Genomic DNA, 15,669 nt, shown 5'->3' on the forward strand with positions numbered 1-15,669 from the left:
CGGAGACCGAGTCGGTCGTCGGCTGGGCCATAGACGCGGTGCGCGCGATGGACGTCGTCGAGCCGCTGATCGTGGACCTGTGCACCGGCTCGGGACCCGGCCGTCACTGGACCGGGGGCAGCCCCACAAGGCCGTTCCGTGCCCCCGGACAGCCCTTTCGCGCGTGCCCCGGAGGAGGCGCGCGCCCGGAGGCGGGTTGGCTCACCCGGTGGCGCGAACCGAGACACTCACCACTCTTGTATGTGACACCGATGTGACGGGCGCATGAAACGGTTTGCCGAACATGCGTAGGGTGCAGACAACTCGACAGAAGCAGTACACCGATGGACCATCGGACGGCGGCGACCCGCCCGCCGGGCAGCCCAACGGACCGACGAGCGAGGGAGGCAGCCGGAGCGATGGGCGACCACAAAGAACAGCCCCTTCGAGTGGGCACGGCCGTGCGGCGACGGCGCCGGGCGCTGGAGCTCACCCTTGCCGTGGTGGCCGAGCGCAGCGGGCTGTCGGTTCCCTTCCTGAGCCAGGTGGAGAACGAGCGGGCACGCCCCAGCCGGCCATCCTTGGAGCGGATCGCCGACGCCCTCGGCACCACCGCCGTGGAACTGCTCGCCGCGGCCGACCCGGCGTGCAGCGTGGACGTTCTGCGTGCCGATGACGAGGAGCTCGCGCCGGAACGGCCGCGGGTACGCCCCCTGGTCCGCGGCCACCACCAGTTGCATGCGATGGAGTTCATCGGCGATCACGACGAGGGCCGCGAATTCCAGCACCGCAACGACGAGTTGATGTACGTGGTCGACGGCGCCGTCGAGATCGAGGCGGAGGGCCGGGCGCACCGGCTCGGGCGCGGCGACGCCCTGTATCTGAGCGGGGGAGTGCGCCACCGCTGGCGGGCGACCGTGCCGGAGACCCGGGTGATAGTGGTCGCGGTCGCGGACCATATCGAGGCGGTCGAGAACCCTCCGGGCCGGCGGTGATCCCCCCGGGGCGGCGTGGACGCGGTCTGCCCGCCGACCCGGCGGCGCTCCCGGCCGACCCGTCCGGAGGACAGCCGTCCGGGTGCCGCGGAATACTGGCCGGTATGTCCGACGACGGCCCCGGCACCCCCGGAGAAGAAGTCACCTCCCGACCGTCGGCCGGCCGCGGGAGGCGGCGGCCGTGATGCGTGTCGTCTCGCTCGTGCCCTCGCTGACCGAGGCCCTCGCGGCCTCTGTGCCGGGCGCTCTGGCCGGTGCGACCGACTGGTGCACCCACCCCGCCGGCCTCGACGTCGTCCGGGTCGGCGGCACCAAGAACCCGAAGGTCGAGCGGATCGTCGGGCTCGCCCCCGACCTCGTGCTCGCCAACGAGGAGGAGAACCGCGAACCCGACCTCGCCGCGCTGCGCGAGGCCGGCCTCGAGGTCCTGGTCACCGAGGTGCGGACGGTCCCGCAGGCCTTCGACGAGCTGGAGCGGGCGATGACCGCGTGCGGAGCCCCCGGCCGGCCGCAGTGGCTCGATGAGGCCGAGGCCGCGTGGTCCCGGCTGCCGGTGCCGGGGGCCCGTACGACCGCCGTCGTCCCCGTCTGGCGGCGGCCCTGGATGGTGCTGGGCCGGGACACCTTCGCCGGGGACGTCCTGGCCAGGCTCGGCGTCGACAACCTGTACGCGACGCATTCGGAGCGCTATCCGCGGATCGCCCTTGAGGAGCTGCGGGAGGCGGCACCCGGGCTCGTGGTGCTGCCCGACGAGCCGTACCGCTTCACCGCCGCCGACGGCCCCGAGGCCTTCGAGGGGACACCGTGCGCGCTGGTCAGCGGGCGTCACCTCACCTGGTACGGGCCCTCGCTGACCGACGCGCCCCAGGTCATCGCCGAGGCGCTGCGAGCAGCTCGCCGTTGACGACACCCTGGCCCGTACCGGCGGCGGCGAAGCACCACGCGGCGAGAAGCACGGCGTACAGGCCGATCGCGAGCCCGTCGAAGGCGGCGAGCCCGGTGCGCAGGGCGAGCGCCTCGGCCCCCGTGACACAGGTGCCGACCGGGAAGGTGAACGCCCACCAGGTCATCGTGAAGCCCATGCCCCGCCGCCGGGCGCGCACCACCAGCGCGGTGGCGAGCCCCAGCCACAGCAGGGCGAAGCCCAGCACCGGTACCCCGTAGAGCACGGCGAGGACGCCGAGTCCCCGGGCGTAGGGGGCCGGCACGACACCCGTCGCCGCGTGCGCGGCCGCGGCGACCGCGGTGGTGGACTGGCCCAGCGGGCCGAGGACCAGGAACAGGGCCGGGGGCAGCGGCAGCGGCAGCGGGCCCGCGGTGAAGAGCCGGGCGACCACCAGCGGCAGCATCGTGAGCGTGGCGAGCAGACTGGCCCCGAACAGCGCGAACGACGCCAGCAGGAGCGTCTCCCGGGGCTGACCCGCGGGCAGGTGCGGGACGAGCAGCGGCCCCTGGGCCGCAGAGACCATGGGCGCGACCAGGGGCAGCAGCCAGACCGGAGTCGCCTGGCCCGGCTCGATCCGGTGCCGGACGATCATCAGGTACGGCACGGTGACGGCGACGACCAGGCCGGAGACGGTGCCGGCGGTGAACAGGACGGCGTCCAGGGCGAGGGCCGGGCCCGACCCGATCCAGTCCCGGCCGACCACCATGGCGCCCCCGCCGACGGCGAGCAGCGCCATGGCGAGGCAGCCGTAGAAGGGAGCCGTGCCGGGGTCGTCGAGATGGGCGCGCGCCTGGTCGCGGTGGTGGATCCAGTGCACGGCCCGGGCGCACAGGAGGGCCACGAGCAGGACGAGCGAAAGGGCCCAGACGCCCGCGCAGACGGTCCGCAGCGCGGGTATCCGTGCGGCACCGGGCAGACCGGCCCCGGCCGTCGCAAGGATCGCGGTGCCCATCACGGCGGCGTACCAGTTCGGGCCGAGGTGCCGGACGGCGGGGGCGCGCCGTCGGGGGACGGCGAGAGCAAGGGGCTGGGCTGCGGTGACCATGGGTCCACGATTGCGCCGCGACGGCCGCCTCACCAGGGAGCGTGTCCCTATGACGACATAAGCTGGGTTTATGGGTGAGGAACTCGGGCATGCGGCGGCCGGTCTGGCGCACAGGGTGCCGGACCTGGGCGCGCTGGAGCTGCTGCTCGCCGTCGCCCGGCTCGGCAGTCTGGGCCGCGCCGCCCGGGAGCTGGGGATCACCCAGCCCGCGGCCAGCAGCCGGATCCGGTCGATGGAGCGGCAGCTGGGTGTGGCACTGGTGGACCGTTCGCCGCGGGGCTCGCAACTCACCGGCGCGGGGGCGCTGGTCACCGACTGGGCCCGGCGGATCGTGGAGGCGGCGGAGGCCTTCGACGCGGGGGCGCAGGCCCTGCGGGGCCGTCGGGACTCCCGGCTGCGCGTGGCCGCGAGCATGACCATCGCGGAGTACCTGCTGCCCGGCTGGCTGATCGCGCTGCGCGCCCAGCGGCCGGACACGGCTGTGTCCCTGCTGGCCGGGAACTCGGCGGCGGTCGCGGAACGCCTGCTCGCGAACGAGGCCGACCTCGGCTTCGTGGAGGGACTGGACGTGCCGGCGGGACTGGACGCGGCGGTCGTCGCCCATGACCGCCTGATCGTGGTGACCGCGCCCGGGCACCCGTGGGCGCGCCGCCGCAGGCCGCTGTCGGCCGCGGAACTGGCGTCGGCACCACTCGTACTGCGGGAGGAGGGCTCCGGCACCCGTCAGGTCCTGGCCACCGCCCTGGGCGGGCTGGCCCGCCCTCTTCTCGAGCTGTCCTCCACGACGGCGGTGAAGGCATCCGCGGTGAGCGGCGCGGGCCCGGCCGTCCTGAGCGAACTGGCCGTCGGAGAGGAGCTCGCGGCCCGGCGGCTGGTCAGCGTCCCGGTCAAGGGCGTGCGGCTCGACCGCGAGCTGCGAGCCGTCTGGCGTACCGGCCACCGGCCGGCGGGGCCGGGCCGGGACCTGCTCGGCCTGACGCGGAGTCAGGACTTCCGTGCGGCTTCGTCAGCCGGTGGACGCGGCGCGGACCAGCGCCTTCACCACCCGTAGGTCCTCTCCCATCTCGGGGTGCCACTGGACGCCAAGCACCCAGCCGGCGGAGGGAAGTTCGATCGCCTCCACCGTGCCGTCCGCCGCGTGGGCCGAGGCGACGAGTCCCTCGCCTAGGCGGTCCACGGCCTGGTGGTGGTAGGTCGGTACGAGGGTCTCCTCCGGTACGGCCCCGGCATACAGCGTGCCGGGCACCGGTCGGACCGCGTGCCGGCCGAAGACTCCGACGACCTCCGCGTGCCCGTCGATGTGCTGGACGAGCGTGCCGCCGGCGGCGACGTTCAGCAACTGCATCCCGCGGCAGATGCAGAGCAACGGGGTGCGCGAGGCCAGTGCCGCCTCGATGAGGGCGAGCTCCCAGGAGTCCCGCTCGGGCGCGGGTGGTCCGGTCCGCGGGGAACGTGGCGCGCCGTAGCGGGACGGATCGACGTCCGGGCCGCCCGCGATGACCAGGCCGTCCAGCCGGGACACCGTCGCCGCCGCGTGTGCCGGATCGTCGGGCGGCAGCATCGCGGCCAGCCCTCCGCCCCGCTGCACGAGCCGCGGATAGCCCGCCGGCAGCAGCGCCGCGTCCAGTTCCCAGAGGCCCCAGCGCGTACCGGCCTCCAGATACGTACTCACACCGATCAGCGGTCGTCCGGTCACTCGGGCCTCCCGGGATTCCAATGGCGCACAGCCATACCTTTGCGGGGTGGGGGTGCCATATCAAGGCCGTGCGGCATGCCTGTTCAGGCAAGGAAGCCCCGCAGCAGCGCCGCCGTGCCCCCGCAGTGCTCCCGCATGATCTCCCGCGCACCGTCCGCGTCCCCCTCGAGCACCGCGTCCACCAGCGCCTCGTGCTGGCGCTGCGAGTGCTCCAGGTTCCGCACCAGCAGGGGGATGCAGTCCAGCAGGTCGTTCACCGTCGCCCGGACGGCCGCGTACTGCGCCGTCAGCGACGGCGACCCGCCCAGCTCGGCCAGCGTGAGGTGCAGCAGGGTGTCCAGCCGCCGGTACTCCGCGAGGGGTGCGTCCTGCGTGCGGGCCAGCGCCTGGCGGAGCCGCCCGGCTTGCTCCGCCGTGAGGCCGTGCGCCGCGCACAGGCCCGCCGCCCCCACTTCGAGCACCTCACGGAACCGCAACACGTCCTCGATGTCGACCTTCTCGATGCGCCGGCGCAGCTCGTCCTCACCGCCCGCGTCGATGCGGGGCCGTACGAAGGTGCCGCCGTACCGTCCGCGACGCGACTCCACCAGGCCCTCGTCCTGGAGGACCTTCAGCACCTCGCGCAGCGTCACCCGGCTGATGCCCAGCCGCTCCGCCAACTCCCGCTCCGCGGGCAGCCGCTCGCCGCCGGGCACCAGCCCGAGGCGCACGACCTGAAGGATCTGCTCCAGAGCCTCCTCGAAGCCGTTTCCGGCCCGCACGGGCCGCCACACCGGCGTCAGCCGGTCCTGCGGACGACCGGGGCCGCCATCGGATTCCGCCTGCGGCATCTGGCCGCGCCCCCTTCCCAGGCAATGGTTCGCGCAAATACCTTATGGCTCTCGGCGGACCGAAGGAGACCTCCCGTGGCACACCGCACACCCCCGCTCGGCGTCGAGGAGCTGCACGCCCTCGTCTCGGGCGGCGAGATCGACACCGTCGTCCTGGCCTTCCCCGACATGCAGGGGCGTCTCCAGGGCAAGCGGTTCGCCGCGCGCTTCTTCCTCGACGAGGTCCTGGAACACGGCACCGAGGGCTGCAACTACCTTCTGGCCGTCGACACCGAGATGAACACGGTGGACGGCTACGACATGTCCTCCTGGGACCGCGGCTACGGCGACTTCGCCCTGCACCCCGACCTGAGCACACTGCGCCGGGTGCCGTGGAACGAGGGCACGGCCATGGTCATCGCCGACCTCGCCTGGAACGACGGCTCGCCCGTGGCCGCCGCCCCCCGCCAGATCCTGCGCCGCCAACTCGACCGCCTCGCCGCCCTCGGCCGCAGCGCCCAGGTCGGCACGGAGCTCGAGTTCATCGTCTTCAAGGACACCTACGAGCAGGCCTGGGACGCCGGCTACCGGGGCCTGACACCGGCCAACCAGTACAACATCGACTACTCCGTGCTCGGCACCGGCCGCATCGAGCCCCTGCTGCGCCGTATCCGCAACGAGATGGCGGGCGCGGGCCTGACCGTGGAGTCCGCCAAGGGCGAGTGCAACCCCGGACAGCACGAGATCGCGTTCCGCTACGACGAGGCCCTGGTCACCTGCGACCAGCACGCCGTCTACAAGACCGGTGCCAAGGAGATCGCGGCCCAGGAGGGGGTCTCCCTCACCTTCATGGCCAAGTACAACGAGCGTGAGGGCAACTCCTGCCACATCCATCTCTCGCTCGCCGACGAGCACGGACGCAACGTCATGGCGGGCCCGGACGGCGATCCGGGCGGGATGTCGCAGACCATGCGGCACTTCCTCGCCGGGCAGCTGGCCGCCCTGCGGGACTTCTCGCTGCTGTACGCGCCCAACATCAACTCCTACAAGCGGTTCCAGCCCGGCTCCTTCGCCCCGACCGCGGTCGCCTGGGGGCACGACAACCGGACCTGCGCCCTCCGGGTCGTCGGCCACGGCCGCTCGCTGCGGTTCGAGAACCGGGTGCCCGGCGGCGACGTCAACCCGCACCTCGCGGTCGCCGGCATGGTGGCGGCCGGGCTGTACGGAATAGAGCAGAAGCTGGAGCTTCCCGAGCCGTGCCCGGGCAACGCCTACACCGCCGCGTACGAGCACGTGCCGACGACCCTGCGCGAGGCCGCCGAGCTCTGGGAGAACAGCCCTGTCGCGAAGGCCGCCTTCGGCGACGAAGTGGTCGCGCACTACCACAACATGGCCCGTGTCGAGCTGGCCGCCTTCGACGCCGCGGTGACCGACTGGGAGCTGCGCCGCTCCTTCGAACGCATGTGAAAGGTTCTTTCGTGCCGAACGAGCTCGAGCTTCAGGTACTCAACCCGGCCACCGAGGCGGTCGTCGCCACCGTCCCCGCCGCCGGTCCGGCCGACGTGGACGCCGCCGTGCTGCGCGCCGCGCGGGCGCAGTCCCGGTGGGCCGCACTCGCGCCCGGCGACCGGGCTCGGCTGCTGCGCCGGTTCGCCGCGGCGGTCGACGAACACCTGGAGGAGCTGGCCCGGCTGGAGGTCCTCGAGGCGGGACACACGGTCGGCAACGCCCGCTGGGAGGCGGGCAACGTCCGGGACCTGCTCGACTACGCGGCCGGGGGAGTGGAACGTCTGACCGGGCGCCAGATCCCGGTCCCGGGCGGCCTGGACGTCACCATCCTCGAACCGCTGGGCGTCGTCGGGGTCATCGCCCCCTGGAACTTCCCGATGCCGATCGCCGCCTGGGGGACCGCCCCCGCGCTAGCGGCCGGCAACGCCGTCGTCCTCAAGCCCGCCGAGACGACCCCGCTGACCGCCCTCCGCCTCGCCGAACTCGCCCTGGAGGCCGGGCTGCCGGAGGGACTGTTCCAGGTCCTGCCCGGCCACGGGCCGGTCGCGGGCGCCGCGCTCGTCGAGCATCCGGGCGTGGCGAAGATCGTCTTCACCGGGTCGACGGCCGTGGGCAAGCAGGTGCTGGCGAAGGGCTCCGCGCTGCTCAAGCGCGTCACCCTCGAACTCGGCGGCAAGAGCCCCAACATCGTGTTCGCGGATGCCGACCTCGACGCGGCCGCGGCCGCCGCGCCCATGTCGTTCCTCGACAACTCCGGCCAGGACTGCTGCGCCCGCACCCGCATCCTCGTCCAGCGCTCCGCCTACGACCGCCTCCTCGAACTGCTCGCCCCCGCGATCGAGTCGGTCCTGGTCGGCGACCCGGCCGACGAGAGCACCCAGATGGGCCCGTTGATCTCCAGGGCACAGTTGGAGCGGGTGCGTTCCTACGTCGCCGACGACGCCCCCGGCCTCCGCGGCAAGGCCCCCGAGGGCCCTGGGTTCTGGTTCGCGCCCACCGTCCTCACCGGCGTCGACCCGCAGGCGCGTGTGGCCGTCGAGGAGGTCTTCGGCCCGGTCGCCGTCGTGCTGCCCTTCGAGGACGAGGCCGACGCGATCCGCCTCGCCAACGACACCCCCTACGGCCTCTCCGGCTCCATCTGGACCCGCGACGTCGGCCGCGCGCTGCGCGTCTCCCAGGCCGTCCGCGCGGGCAACCTGTCCGTCAACTCCCACTCCAGTGTCCGCTACTGGACCCCCTTCGGCGGCTACAAGCAGTCGGGGATCGGCCGCGAACTCGGCCCGGACGCTTTGACCGCCTTCACCGAAACCAAGAACGTCTTCATCAGCACGGAGGGCCCCGCACAGTGACCGCTCAGACACCGGACACCATCTGCCGCCGCCTGGCCGGCCGAACCGCCGTCATCACCGGTGCCGGCAGCGGCATCGGTCTCGCCACCGTGCGCCGGCTCGCCTCCGAGGGCGCCCATGTCGTCTGCGGCGACGTGGACGAGACCCGCGGCAAGGCGGCCGCGGAGGAGGTCGGCGGACTGTTCGTCAAGGTCGACGTCACCGACCCCGAGCAGGTCGAGGCGCTGTTCAAGGCCGCGTTCGACACCTACGGCTCCGTCGACATCGCGTTCAACAACGCGGGCATCTCGCCGCCAGACGACGACTCGATCCTGGAGACCGGCCTCGAGGCCTGGAAGCGGGTCCAGGAGGTCAACCTGACCTCCGTCTATCTGTGCTGCAAGGCCGCCATCCCCTACATGCGGCGCCAGGGCAAGGGCTCCATCATCAACACGGCGTCGTTCGTCGCCCGCATGGGCGCGGCCACCTCGCAGATCTCATACACGGCATCCAAGGGCGGTGTGCTCGCCATGTCCCGTGAACTGGGCGTGCAGTTCGCCCGCGAGGGCATCCGGGTCAACGCCCTGTGCCCCGGCCCGGTCAACACCCCGCTGCTGCAGGAGTTGTTCGCCAAGGACCCCGAGCGGGCCGCGCGCCGCCTGGTCCACATCCCGGTCGGCCGGTTCGCGGAGGCCGAGGAGATCGCCGCGGCGGTCGCCTTCCTGGCCAGCGACGACTCCTCCTTCGTGAACGCCACCGACTTTCTGGTGGACGGCGGAATCTCGGGCGCGTACGTCACACCCCTGTAGGGGCAAAAGGGTACGGTCCACGTCATATGAGACATCTCCTAGCGTGGACCCTGGCCGCGGCCGCCGTACTGGCGGCCGCGTCGCCCTCGCCGGCCGCCGCGGACCGCTCAACGGACTGCCCTCCGAAGTGCCCCCGGCTGAGCGGGGATTGGTATGGCGACAACCGTGAACGCCTGCAACGGGTGATCGATGAGCGGGGCAGCTGCTCCGCGTCCGCCCGCCGCCCGGTCGCTGTCTTCGACTGGGACAACACGGTCACCAAGAACGATGTCACCGACGCCACACTCTACTGGGCACTGGCACACGACAGGATCCTGCGCCCGGCCCGCTGGAAGCACACCAGCGAGTGGCTGACCGACGCGGCCGACCGGGCCCTCACCGAAGCCTGCGGCACCGCCACCCCCGTGGGCGCGCCCCTGCCGACCTCCACCGAACCCCGCTGCACGGACGAGATCCTCGAGATCTACGAGGACGGCACGACCATGAGCGGTGAGGCCGCCTTCGCAGGCCGCTGGAACCACCGGCGCACCATCCCGCAGTACGTCTGGGTGCCCCAACTCCTCGCGGGCCACACGGTCGCCGATGTCTCCTCGTACGCCCGCAGGGCGCGCGCGGAGGTCCTCGCGGCACCCGTCGGCGCGACCCGGGTCCTCGGCACCCACACGGTCCCGGCGTACGCCCGCTACTACGATCAGCAGCGCGATCTGATCCGCACCCTCCAACAGGCCCGGTTCGACGTCTAAATCGTCTCCGCCGGCTTCGAACCCGTCACCGAGGTGTGGTCGCGCGGTGTCGGCGTGGACGCCGCGCACACCATGGCGATCCGCTCGGTCCTCGACCGCCGGGGCCGTATCACCACCCGCACCGAGGGCTGCGGAGGCGTCCCTGCGAGCCGGGGCGAGGTCATCCCGTACATCGACGGCAAGCGCTGCTGGATCAACCAGGAGATCTACGGCGTCCGGGGCGCCGCCGCCTGGCGGAAGCAGGACGCGGCGCACCGGCCCGTGCTCGCGGCGGGCGACGCCGACACCGACGTCACGTTCGTCGGTGACGCCACCGGCGCCCACCTGGCGATCAACCGCAACAAGAGCGAACTGATATGCAGGGCGTACGACGACGCCGACGGCCGCTGGCTGGTCAACCCCATGTTCATCGAACCGCTCCCGCGCAGGCCGGAACCGTACCCGTGCTCCACGACCGCCTACAACGAGCCGGACGGGAGCCGGGGACCGGTCCGGAGAAGGGACGGCTCGGTGGTGCCTGACCAGAAGGACACGGTGTACGGGGCGAGTTGAGACGGGACCGGCGCGGTGCCGCCGGGCACGGCCTAGAGTGGCCGGGATGAGCAGTACGCCTCCGCCCGGCTGGTACCGCGACCCGTCGTACCCGCTCACCGAACGCTGGTGGGACGGGACCGGATGGACGGACCACCGGCGCCAGCCCGAGGTGCACGGCCCGCCGCTGTCGCCGCAACCGGTGGACGGCGGCGGCTCCCGGCGCGCCAAGGCGGTCGCGCTCGGCACGGCCGGGGCCGTACTGGTCGCGGCGATCGTCACCGGGGCGGTGGTCCTCGGACACGACGGCCGGAGCGCCGCACAGGCCGGACCTGCGCCCACGGCGGTGACGTACGCGCCGACGAGTGCCGCCGGCTCGCCGGCCGCGTCCGCCTCCGCCACCGGGGACGCGGATGTGGTCGTGGACGACCTGAACGGCATCACCTTCCCCGTCCTCAAGGGTTGGGCAAAGCCCGAGAACGTCGCCGAGGACGACGTCGTGCTGACCACACCGGGCACCTACGACTGCCCGGGCGACCCCGGTCTGTGCCGCCACGGCCGGGTGCTCTCACGGACCGCCAATCCGGGCCCGGGCGCAACCGCCCGGTCGCTGGCCGAAGGTGACATAGCGGAGGCCGCGGACGCGGAGTACGACCGCGACACGGTCGGCAGCCGGCCCTTCGGCGGCATCACGTCCCACCGGCTGGTGAAATCCGGTCAGACCGCGGTCGCGAGCCGCGCCGGGTACTTCGTCCGCTGGCGCGTCAGCACCGCGAAAGGGCCCGGAGGTTACGTCCAGTCGCTGGCCTTCCCCTCGAGCGTCGGCTCGGGGGCGCCCGTCATCGTCCGCTTCGCCTTCGACGCGGGCGCCGACGGACCGCCGCTCGCCGACATGGACAGGATCACCAAGGGCATCAGACCGGTCGGCGACGCGGCGACGGGCGGGGGAGTGGGCAGCAGCATCGGGCCCACCCGCTGAGCGACCGGCCCGGCAGCCCGGAGGGCCTCGAAGGTCAGAGGAACGTGCGACCCTCGCCGCGGTACGTCGGTACGGTCGCCGTGACCTCGGCACCCTCGACCAGGTGCAGCACGTCGAAACGCTCGCACAACTCGCCTGCCTTGGCGTGCCGGAACCACACCTTGTCGCCGATGAGGAGGTCGTCGGCGGGTGCGCCCAGCAGCGGTGTCTGCACCTCGCCCGCCCCTTCCTGGGGGTCGTACCGCAGCCCCTCGGGCAGATGGGGGACGGGCAGCCGGTCAGGGCCCGCGGCGCCCGACGCGGGGTAGCCGCCGCCCAGCACCGTCACCACCCCGACACCCGGCCGGCGCACGACCGGCAGGGCGAACAACGCGGCCGGACGGCCGTGGAACGAGGTGTAGTTGTCGAACAGCCGCGGCACATAAAGCCCCGAGCCCGCCGCGATCTCGGTCACCGCGTCCTCGGCGGCCGTGTGCTGGACGCTGCCCGTACCGCCGCCGTTGACGAACTCCAGGTCCGGTGCCACCGCCCGGACGGCGCGCACCACTTCGGCGCGGCGCTGGGCGAGTTCCCTGCGCGCCGCGGCCTGCATCAGCCGGATGGCCCGCGACCGCACCGGGTGCCCGGCCACCGCGTCGCCGACACCGGCTATGTGGCCCTCGTACGCCATGATCCCGACCAGCCGGAAGCCCGGCGTGCGCGCCACCACCCGGGCCAGCTCGGCGACCTGGGCCGGGGAGTGCAGCGGCGAGCGCCGTGCGCCGACCCGGACCCGCCCGCCGAGCAGCTTGAGCGAGGTGTCCAACTCCAGGCAGACGCGTACCTCTTCGGTACCGCCCTGGCGGGCGTCGTCGATGAGGCGCAGCTGGGCCGGGTCGTCGATCATCACCGTGACGGCGGAGGCCAGCTTGGGGTCGGCGGCCAGTTCGGCGTAGGCCTGCCGGTCGGCTGACGGATAGGCGAGCAGGATGTCGTCGAACCCCGAGCGGGCCAGCCACAGGGACTCGCTGAGCGTGAAGGACATGATGCCCGCGAAACCGTCCCGGGCCAGGACCCGTTCGAGCAGGGCGCGGCAGCGAACCGACTTGCTGGCGACCCGGATCGGCTTGCCTTCGGCCCTGCGGAGGAGGTCGCCGGCGTTGGCGTCGAACGCCTCCAGGTCCACGATCGCGACGGGAGCGTCGAGATGAGCGGTGGCCCGGTCGTAGCGGGCCCTGTCTGCGGCGCGGGCAGTCATGAACGAAGCCTGCCAGATGCGATTACCGCAGGGTAGGGGGACGATCCGGGCAGATGCCGCGGTGCTGCGGACTGGTTCCCGTTCGAGGCGCTTCAACCCGTAGAGTGACGCGCACGCGGGGAAGCGGTGGCCCCGCCCGGGCGGACACGCCCGGGATGGGTGGCCGCGCGCGCGGGTATGCCTGTCCGGACGGGGTGGCGGCCCCGCTCCACGCGGACCGGCCGCTCCCCATGGGCGGTCGATCGCCCGGCACGGTCCGGGGCGGCCCGGCCACAACGAAACGGGGGGTGCATGAGCACGGAAGCGCGCCGCGCCTCCATCCCTCCGCGCCCCACGACCCCGCCGCGCCCGTCCACCCCGCCGGATGAACCGGCCGAGACGGCGCCGAACCGCATGTCGTCCGCCCCGCACGACTCGTCCCGCCTGCGCGACCGCGCCCCCGGAAGCATCCCGGCGCGCCCCGAACGACCGCCGACGGCGGGGAGCGCACCCGGGCCCGAGGCCCCCGCGCCCCAGGCGCCGTCCACCGGCGCGTCCTCGTTCCCGGCGCAAGTCGAGCAGCCCCCGAGGCCCGGCACCCCGTCGCAGCCGGCGGCGCCGCTCCGGCCCGGCAGGACGTCCGTCCGCATGGGGCCGTCCCGGCCCGAACAGCCGCCCATGGGTTGGGGGACGCCGCCCCCGGCCGCGGCGGACGGTACGCCGGACCGGCCAGGACCCGGCGCTTCCCCGGCCCGCCCCGGCACAAGCGGGCCCGCACACCGGCCGGGCGCGAACAGCGATTCCCCTTCCGGCGGTTCCGGCGACACGGCACCGGCGTCCGGGAGCGACCCGGACGGTGGCGCGACGCGCACACCCGGATCCGCGCGCTTCCCCAACCTCCGCCTGGACCGGAACACCCGGCTGGCGGGGCCGCCCCCGCCCGCGGCGTCCGCGCGCTTCCCGGACACGCCGCCGACGGCCGGCGTGCCGCCGCAGCGCACCCGCCGGCCCACCGAGGGCATCGTGGAGACCACCGCGCGACTGCAGCACCCGCAGGAGGAGACCGGGCCTGCCTCGCCCACCCGCCCCTTCGTGAGCTTCGCCGAGCCCGACACACGCGACCTCGACACCCGACGCCGGCTGCTGTTCGGCGGCCGGGTCCACCCCCATACCGCCGCGGCCGCCGCCTGCCTGGTGCTCGGGCTCGGGCTCATCGGCGGTGCGGTGACCGGCAGCTGGCTCACCTCGGACGGTTCGGGCGAGGGAGTGCAGGGCGCGTTCGCCGTCGCCGGGAGCCTGTGGCACAGCGTCCCCGTCGACCAGCTCTTCCCGCCCACTGTCAACGGACCGGGTGCCGGCCCCGGCGGCGCCGACCGCACCTGGACGCGTATCGGCGTCGCCCAGGACGGCACCTGCAAGGACGCCTTCGACCCCCTGCTGCGCAAAGCCCTCGCCCCCGTCGGGTGCCTGCGGCTGCTGCGCGCCACCTACACGGACGCCACCCAAAGCCATGTCACCACCGTCGGCCTGCTGTTCACCCGGGCCGACGCCGCCGCGATGTCCGCCGCGCGCAGCCGCTTCAAGAAAGAGGGCCTCGCCCGGCGCACCGATCTGATGCCCCGCCCGTACGCGGCCAAGGGCACCGTCGCCGAGAGGTTCGGCGACGCGCAGCGGGCCTCCTGGACGGTCTCGGTCCTCGCCGACATGCCCGTCGTCGTCTACGCCGTCTCGGGCTTCGCCGACGGCCGCACCGTCAGCGAACCTCAGCCCGCCGTACAGGCCATGCAGACCGGCGCCACCACGGCCCCCGCCCAGGCCGGCCTCGGCAACGAGGCGACCGGACTCGCCGAACAGGTCGAGGCCCTCCTCCGCAAGACCGTCACCTCGGCCACGGGAAAACCGTCATGACCCCCCACCGAACCGGCGCACGGCTCCTCACCGTCCTGCTCGCCGGCTCCCTCGCCGTGCTGCCCGCGACGGCGGCGCACGCCGACGGCATACGTGCCCAGGAGTGGGCTCTGGACGCCCTGCACACCCAGCGGATCTGGCAGACGACCAAGGGGAAGGGGATCACCGTCGCCGTCCTCGACACGGGCGTCGACGGGACCCACCCCGACCTGGCAGGCAACGTCCTCACAGGCAAGGACATGGTCGGCTTCGGCGCGGGGCGCGGCGACCGGTCATGGGCCCGGCACGGCACCGCCATGGCGGGCATCATCGCCGGTCACGGCCATGGCTACGGCGACACCGACGGCGTCGTGGGTGTCGCTCCGGAGGCGAAGATCCTGCCCGTCCGCGTCATCCTCGAGGACGGCGACGCGGCCCGCACCCGGGCACGCAACACCCGGGGCAACGCCCTCGCCGAGGGCATCCGCTGGGCCGCCGACCACGGCGCCGACGTCATCAACCTCTCCCTCGGCGACGACTCGGACTCCGCGCACCCCGAAGCGGCTGAGGACGACGCGGTGCAGTACGCACTGAAGAAGGGCGCCGTCGTCGTCGCCTCGGCAGGCAACGGCGGCGAGAAGGGCGACCACATCTCGTACCCGGCGGCCTATCCGGGCGTGATCGCCGCGACCGCCGTCGACCGCTACGGTGTCCGCGCCTCCTTCTCCACCCGCCGCTGGTACGCCACCGTCAGCGCGCCGGGCGTCGACGTCGTCATCGCCGATCCCGACCGCAAGTACTACGAGGGCTGGGGCACCAGCGCGGCGTCCGCGTTCGTCTCGGGCGCCGTCGCGCTGATCAAGGCCGCCCATCCGGGCCTCGCCCCGGCCGAGATCAAGCAGCTCCTGGAGCGCACGGCCCGCAACGCCCCCACCGGTGGTCGGGACGACTCCCGCGGCTTCGGGTTCATCGACCCCGCGGCGGCCATCAAGGCGGCGGCCGGGCTGAAACCGGAGTCCCTGCACCCGGCGGCGTACGGCCAGAAGTACTTCGGCCAGGGCCCCGACAAGGCCGACGGCGCCGGGGGCTCCCCGAGCTGGGCGGGCGCGCTGGCGGGCGGTCTGGGCGTGGCGCTGCTGGTGGCCTCGGTGGTGCTGTGGCGGGGCCGCACCAGGACGCGCACCCGGGGCCTGTGAG

General features: G+C 73.5%; 13 protein-coding genes and 2 pseudogenes. 11 read left to right on the forward strand and 4 right to left on the reverse strand.

What is annotated here, in order from left to right:
- The 3 genes and pseudogenes from ACWDA7_RS12740 to ACWDA7_RS12750 form a co-directional block, all read left to right on the forward strand.
- Window positions 1–95 (forward strand): annotated as a pseudogene (locus ACWDA7_RS12740) (peptide chain release factor N(5)-glutamine methyltransferase); the annotation flags it as partial.
- A gap of 303 nt (window positions 96–398) precedes the next feature.
- Window positions 399–974: a helix-turn-helix domain-containing protein gene (locus ACWDA7_RS12745; RefSeq protein ID WP_450604121.1), complete on the forward strand. Its 576-nt coding sequence runs from the start codon at window positions 399–401 to the stop codon at window positions 972–974.
- Between the two features lie 184 nt (window positions 975–1,158).
- The gene (locus tag ACWDA7_RS12750) at window positions 1,159–1,878 is read left to right on the forward strand and encodes a helical backbone metal receptor (protein WP_450604212.1); all 720 of its coding nucleotides are present in this window, start codon (window positions 1,159–1,161) and stop codon (window positions 1,876–1,878) included.
- On the opposite strand, the gene ACWDA7_RS12755 is transcribed toward ACWDA7_RS12750, so the two are convergent.
- Complete coding sequence (locus ACWDA7_RS12755) at window positions 1,844–2,965, reverse strand: TDT family transporter (protein WP_450604122.1); 1,122 nt, start codon at window positions 2,963–2,965, stop codon at window positions 1,844–1,846. The genes ACWDA7_RS12750 and ACWDA7_RS12755 overlap by 35 nt on opposite strands.
- 70 nt (window positions 2,966–3,035) lie before the next feature.
- Between ACWDA7_RS12755 and ACWDA7_RS12760 the strand changes: the two genes are divergently transcribed.
- On the forward strand, window positions 3,036–4,016 hold the full coding sequence (locus tag ACWDA7_RS12760; protein ID WP_450604123.1) for a LysR family transcriptional regulator: 981 nt from the start codon (window positions 3,036–3,038) through the stop codon (window positions 4,014–4,016).
- Here the strand turns inward: ACWDA7_RS12760 and ACWDA7_RS12765 are convergent.
- Window positions 3,972–4,661: a gamma-glutamyl-gamma-aminobutyrate hydrolase family protein gene (locus ACWDA7_RS12765; RefSeq protein ID WP_450604124.1), complete on the reverse strand. Its 690-nt coding sequence runs from the start codon at window positions 4,659–4,661 to the stop codon at window positions 3,972–3,974. The genes ACWDA7_RS12760 and ACWDA7_RS12765 overlap by 45 nt on opposite strands.
- A gap of 83 nt (window positions 4,662–4,744) precedes the next feature.
- Window positions 4,745–5,491, reverse strand: coding sequence for a FadR/GntR family transcriptional regulator (locus tag ACWDA7_RS12770; protein WP_450604125.1), 747 nt, complete (start codon window positions 5,489–5,491; stop codon window positions 4,745–4,747).
- A gap of 75 nt (window positions 5,492–5,566) precedes the next feature.
- Between ACWDA7_RS12770 and ACWDA7_RS12775 the strand changes: the two genes are divergently transcribed.
- The 5 genes and pseudogenes from ACWDA7_RS12775 (at window position 5,567) to ACWDA7_RS12795 (ending at window position 11,369) form a co-directional block, all read left to right on the forward strand.
- A complete protein-coding gene (locus ACWDA7_RS12775) occupies window positions 5,567–6,937 on the forward strand; it encodes a glutamine synthetase family protein (RefSeq protein WP_450604126.1) in 1,371 nt (456 codons plus the stop codon).
- Between the two features lie 11 nt (window positions 6,938–6,948).
- Entirely contained in the window at window positions 6,949–8,328 is a 1,380-nt protein-coding gene (locus ACWDA7_RS12780; RefSeq protein WP_450604127.1) for an aldehyde dehydrogenase family protein, read from the forward strand.
- The gene (locus ACWDA7_RS12785; RefSeq protein ID WP_450604128.1) at window positions 8,325–9,116 is read left to right on the forward strand and encodes a 3-oxoacyl-ACP reductase; all 792 of its coding nucleotides are present in this window, start codon (window positions 8,325–8,327) and stop codon (window positions 9,114–9,116) included. The genes ACWDA7_RS12780 and ACWDA7_RS12785 overlap by 4 nt, the downstream gene beginning before the upstream one ends.
- 26 nt (window positions 9,117–9,142) lie before the next feature.
- A pseudogene (locus ACWDA7_RS12790) lies at window positions 9,143–10,411 on the forward strand (haloacid dehalogenase-like hydrolase).
- Window positions 10,412–10,457: 46 nt separating this feature from the next.
- The gene (locus tag ACWDA7_RS12795) at window positions 10,458–11,369 is read left to right on the forward strand and encodes a DUF2510 domain-containing protein (RefSeq protein ID WP_450604129.1); all 912 of its coding nucleotides are present in this window, start codon (window positions 10,458–10,460) and stop codon (window positions 11,367–11,369) included.
- A gap of 34 nt (window positions 11,370–11,403) precedes the next feature.
- Here ACWDA7_RS12795 and ACWDA7_RS12800 read toward each other — a convergent pair whose 3' ends face one another.
- Window positions 11,404–12,606 (reverse strand): amino acid deaminase/aldolase, encoded by a 1,203-nt coding sequence (locus tag ACWDA7_RS12800; protein ID WP_450604130.1) that lies wholly within the window; start codon window positions 12,604–12,606, stop codon window positions 11,404–11,406.
- A gap of 291 nt (window positions 12,607–12,897) precedes the next feature.
- Between ACWDA7_RS12800 and ACWDA7_RS12805 the strand changes: the two genes are divergently transcribed.
- Together ACWDA7_RS12805 and mycP are read left to right on the forward strand one after the other, a co-directional pair.
- Window positions 12,898–14,493, forward strand: coding sequence for a hypothetical protein (locus ACWDA7_RS12805; RefSeq protein ID WP_450604131.1), 1,596 nt, complete (start codon window positions 12,898–12,900; stop codon window positions 14,491–14,493).
- Window positions 14,490–15,668 (forward strand): type VII secretion-associated serine protease mycosin, encoded by a 1,179-nt coding sequence (gene mycP / locus ACWDA7_RS12810; protein ID WP_450604132.1) that lies wholly within the window; start codon window positions 14,490–14,492, stop codon window positions 15,666–15,668. Before ACWDA7_RS12805 ends, mycP begins: the two co-directional genes overlap by 4 nt.
- Window position 15,669: the final 1 nt, after the last annotated feature.

The organism is Streptomyces sp. NPDC001156, from assembly GCF_053598275.1.

Excerpts from the sequence above, each read along its gene's own strand:
- ACWDA7_RS12805 (WP_450604131.1), top strand. The coding sequence starts at position 12,898 with ATGAGCACGGAAGCGCGCCGCGCCTCCATCCCTCCGCGCCCCACGACC.
- ACWDA7_RS12795 (WP_450604129.1), top strand. The coding sequence starts at position 10,458 with ATGAGCAGTACGCCTCCGCCCGGCTGGTACCGCGACCCGTCGTACCCG.
- ACWDA7_RS12800 (WP_450604130.1), bottom strand. The coding sequence starts at position 12,606 with ATGACTGCCCGCGCCGCAGACAGGGCCCGCTACGACCGGGCCACCGCT.
- ACWDA7_RS12745 (WP_450604121.1), top strand. The coding sequence starts at position 399 with ATGGGCGACCACAAAGAACAGCCCCTTCGAGTGGGCACGGCCGTGCGG.
- ACWDA7_RS12755 (WP_450604122.1), bottom strand. The coding sequence starts at position 2,965 with ATGGTCACCGCAGCCCAGCCCCTTGCTCTCGCCGTCCCCCGACGGCGC.
- ACWDA7_RS12770 (WP_450604125.1), bottom strand. The coding sequence starts at position 5,491 with ATGCCGCAGGCGGAATCCGATGGCGGCCCCGGTCGTCCGCAGGACCGG.
- ACWDA7_RS12750 (WP_450604212.1), top strand. The coding sequence starts at position 1,159 with ATGCGTGTCGTCTCGCTCGTGCCCTCGCTGACCGAGGCCCTCGCGGCC.
- mycP (WP_450604132.1), top strand. The coding sequence starts at position 14,490 with ATGACCCCCCACCGAACCGGCGCACGGCTCCTCACCGTCCTGCTCGCC.
- ACWDA7_RS12760 (WP_450604123.1), top strand. The coding sequence starts at position 3,036 with ATGGGTGAGGAACTCGGGCATGCGGCGGCCGGTCTGGCGCACAGGGTG.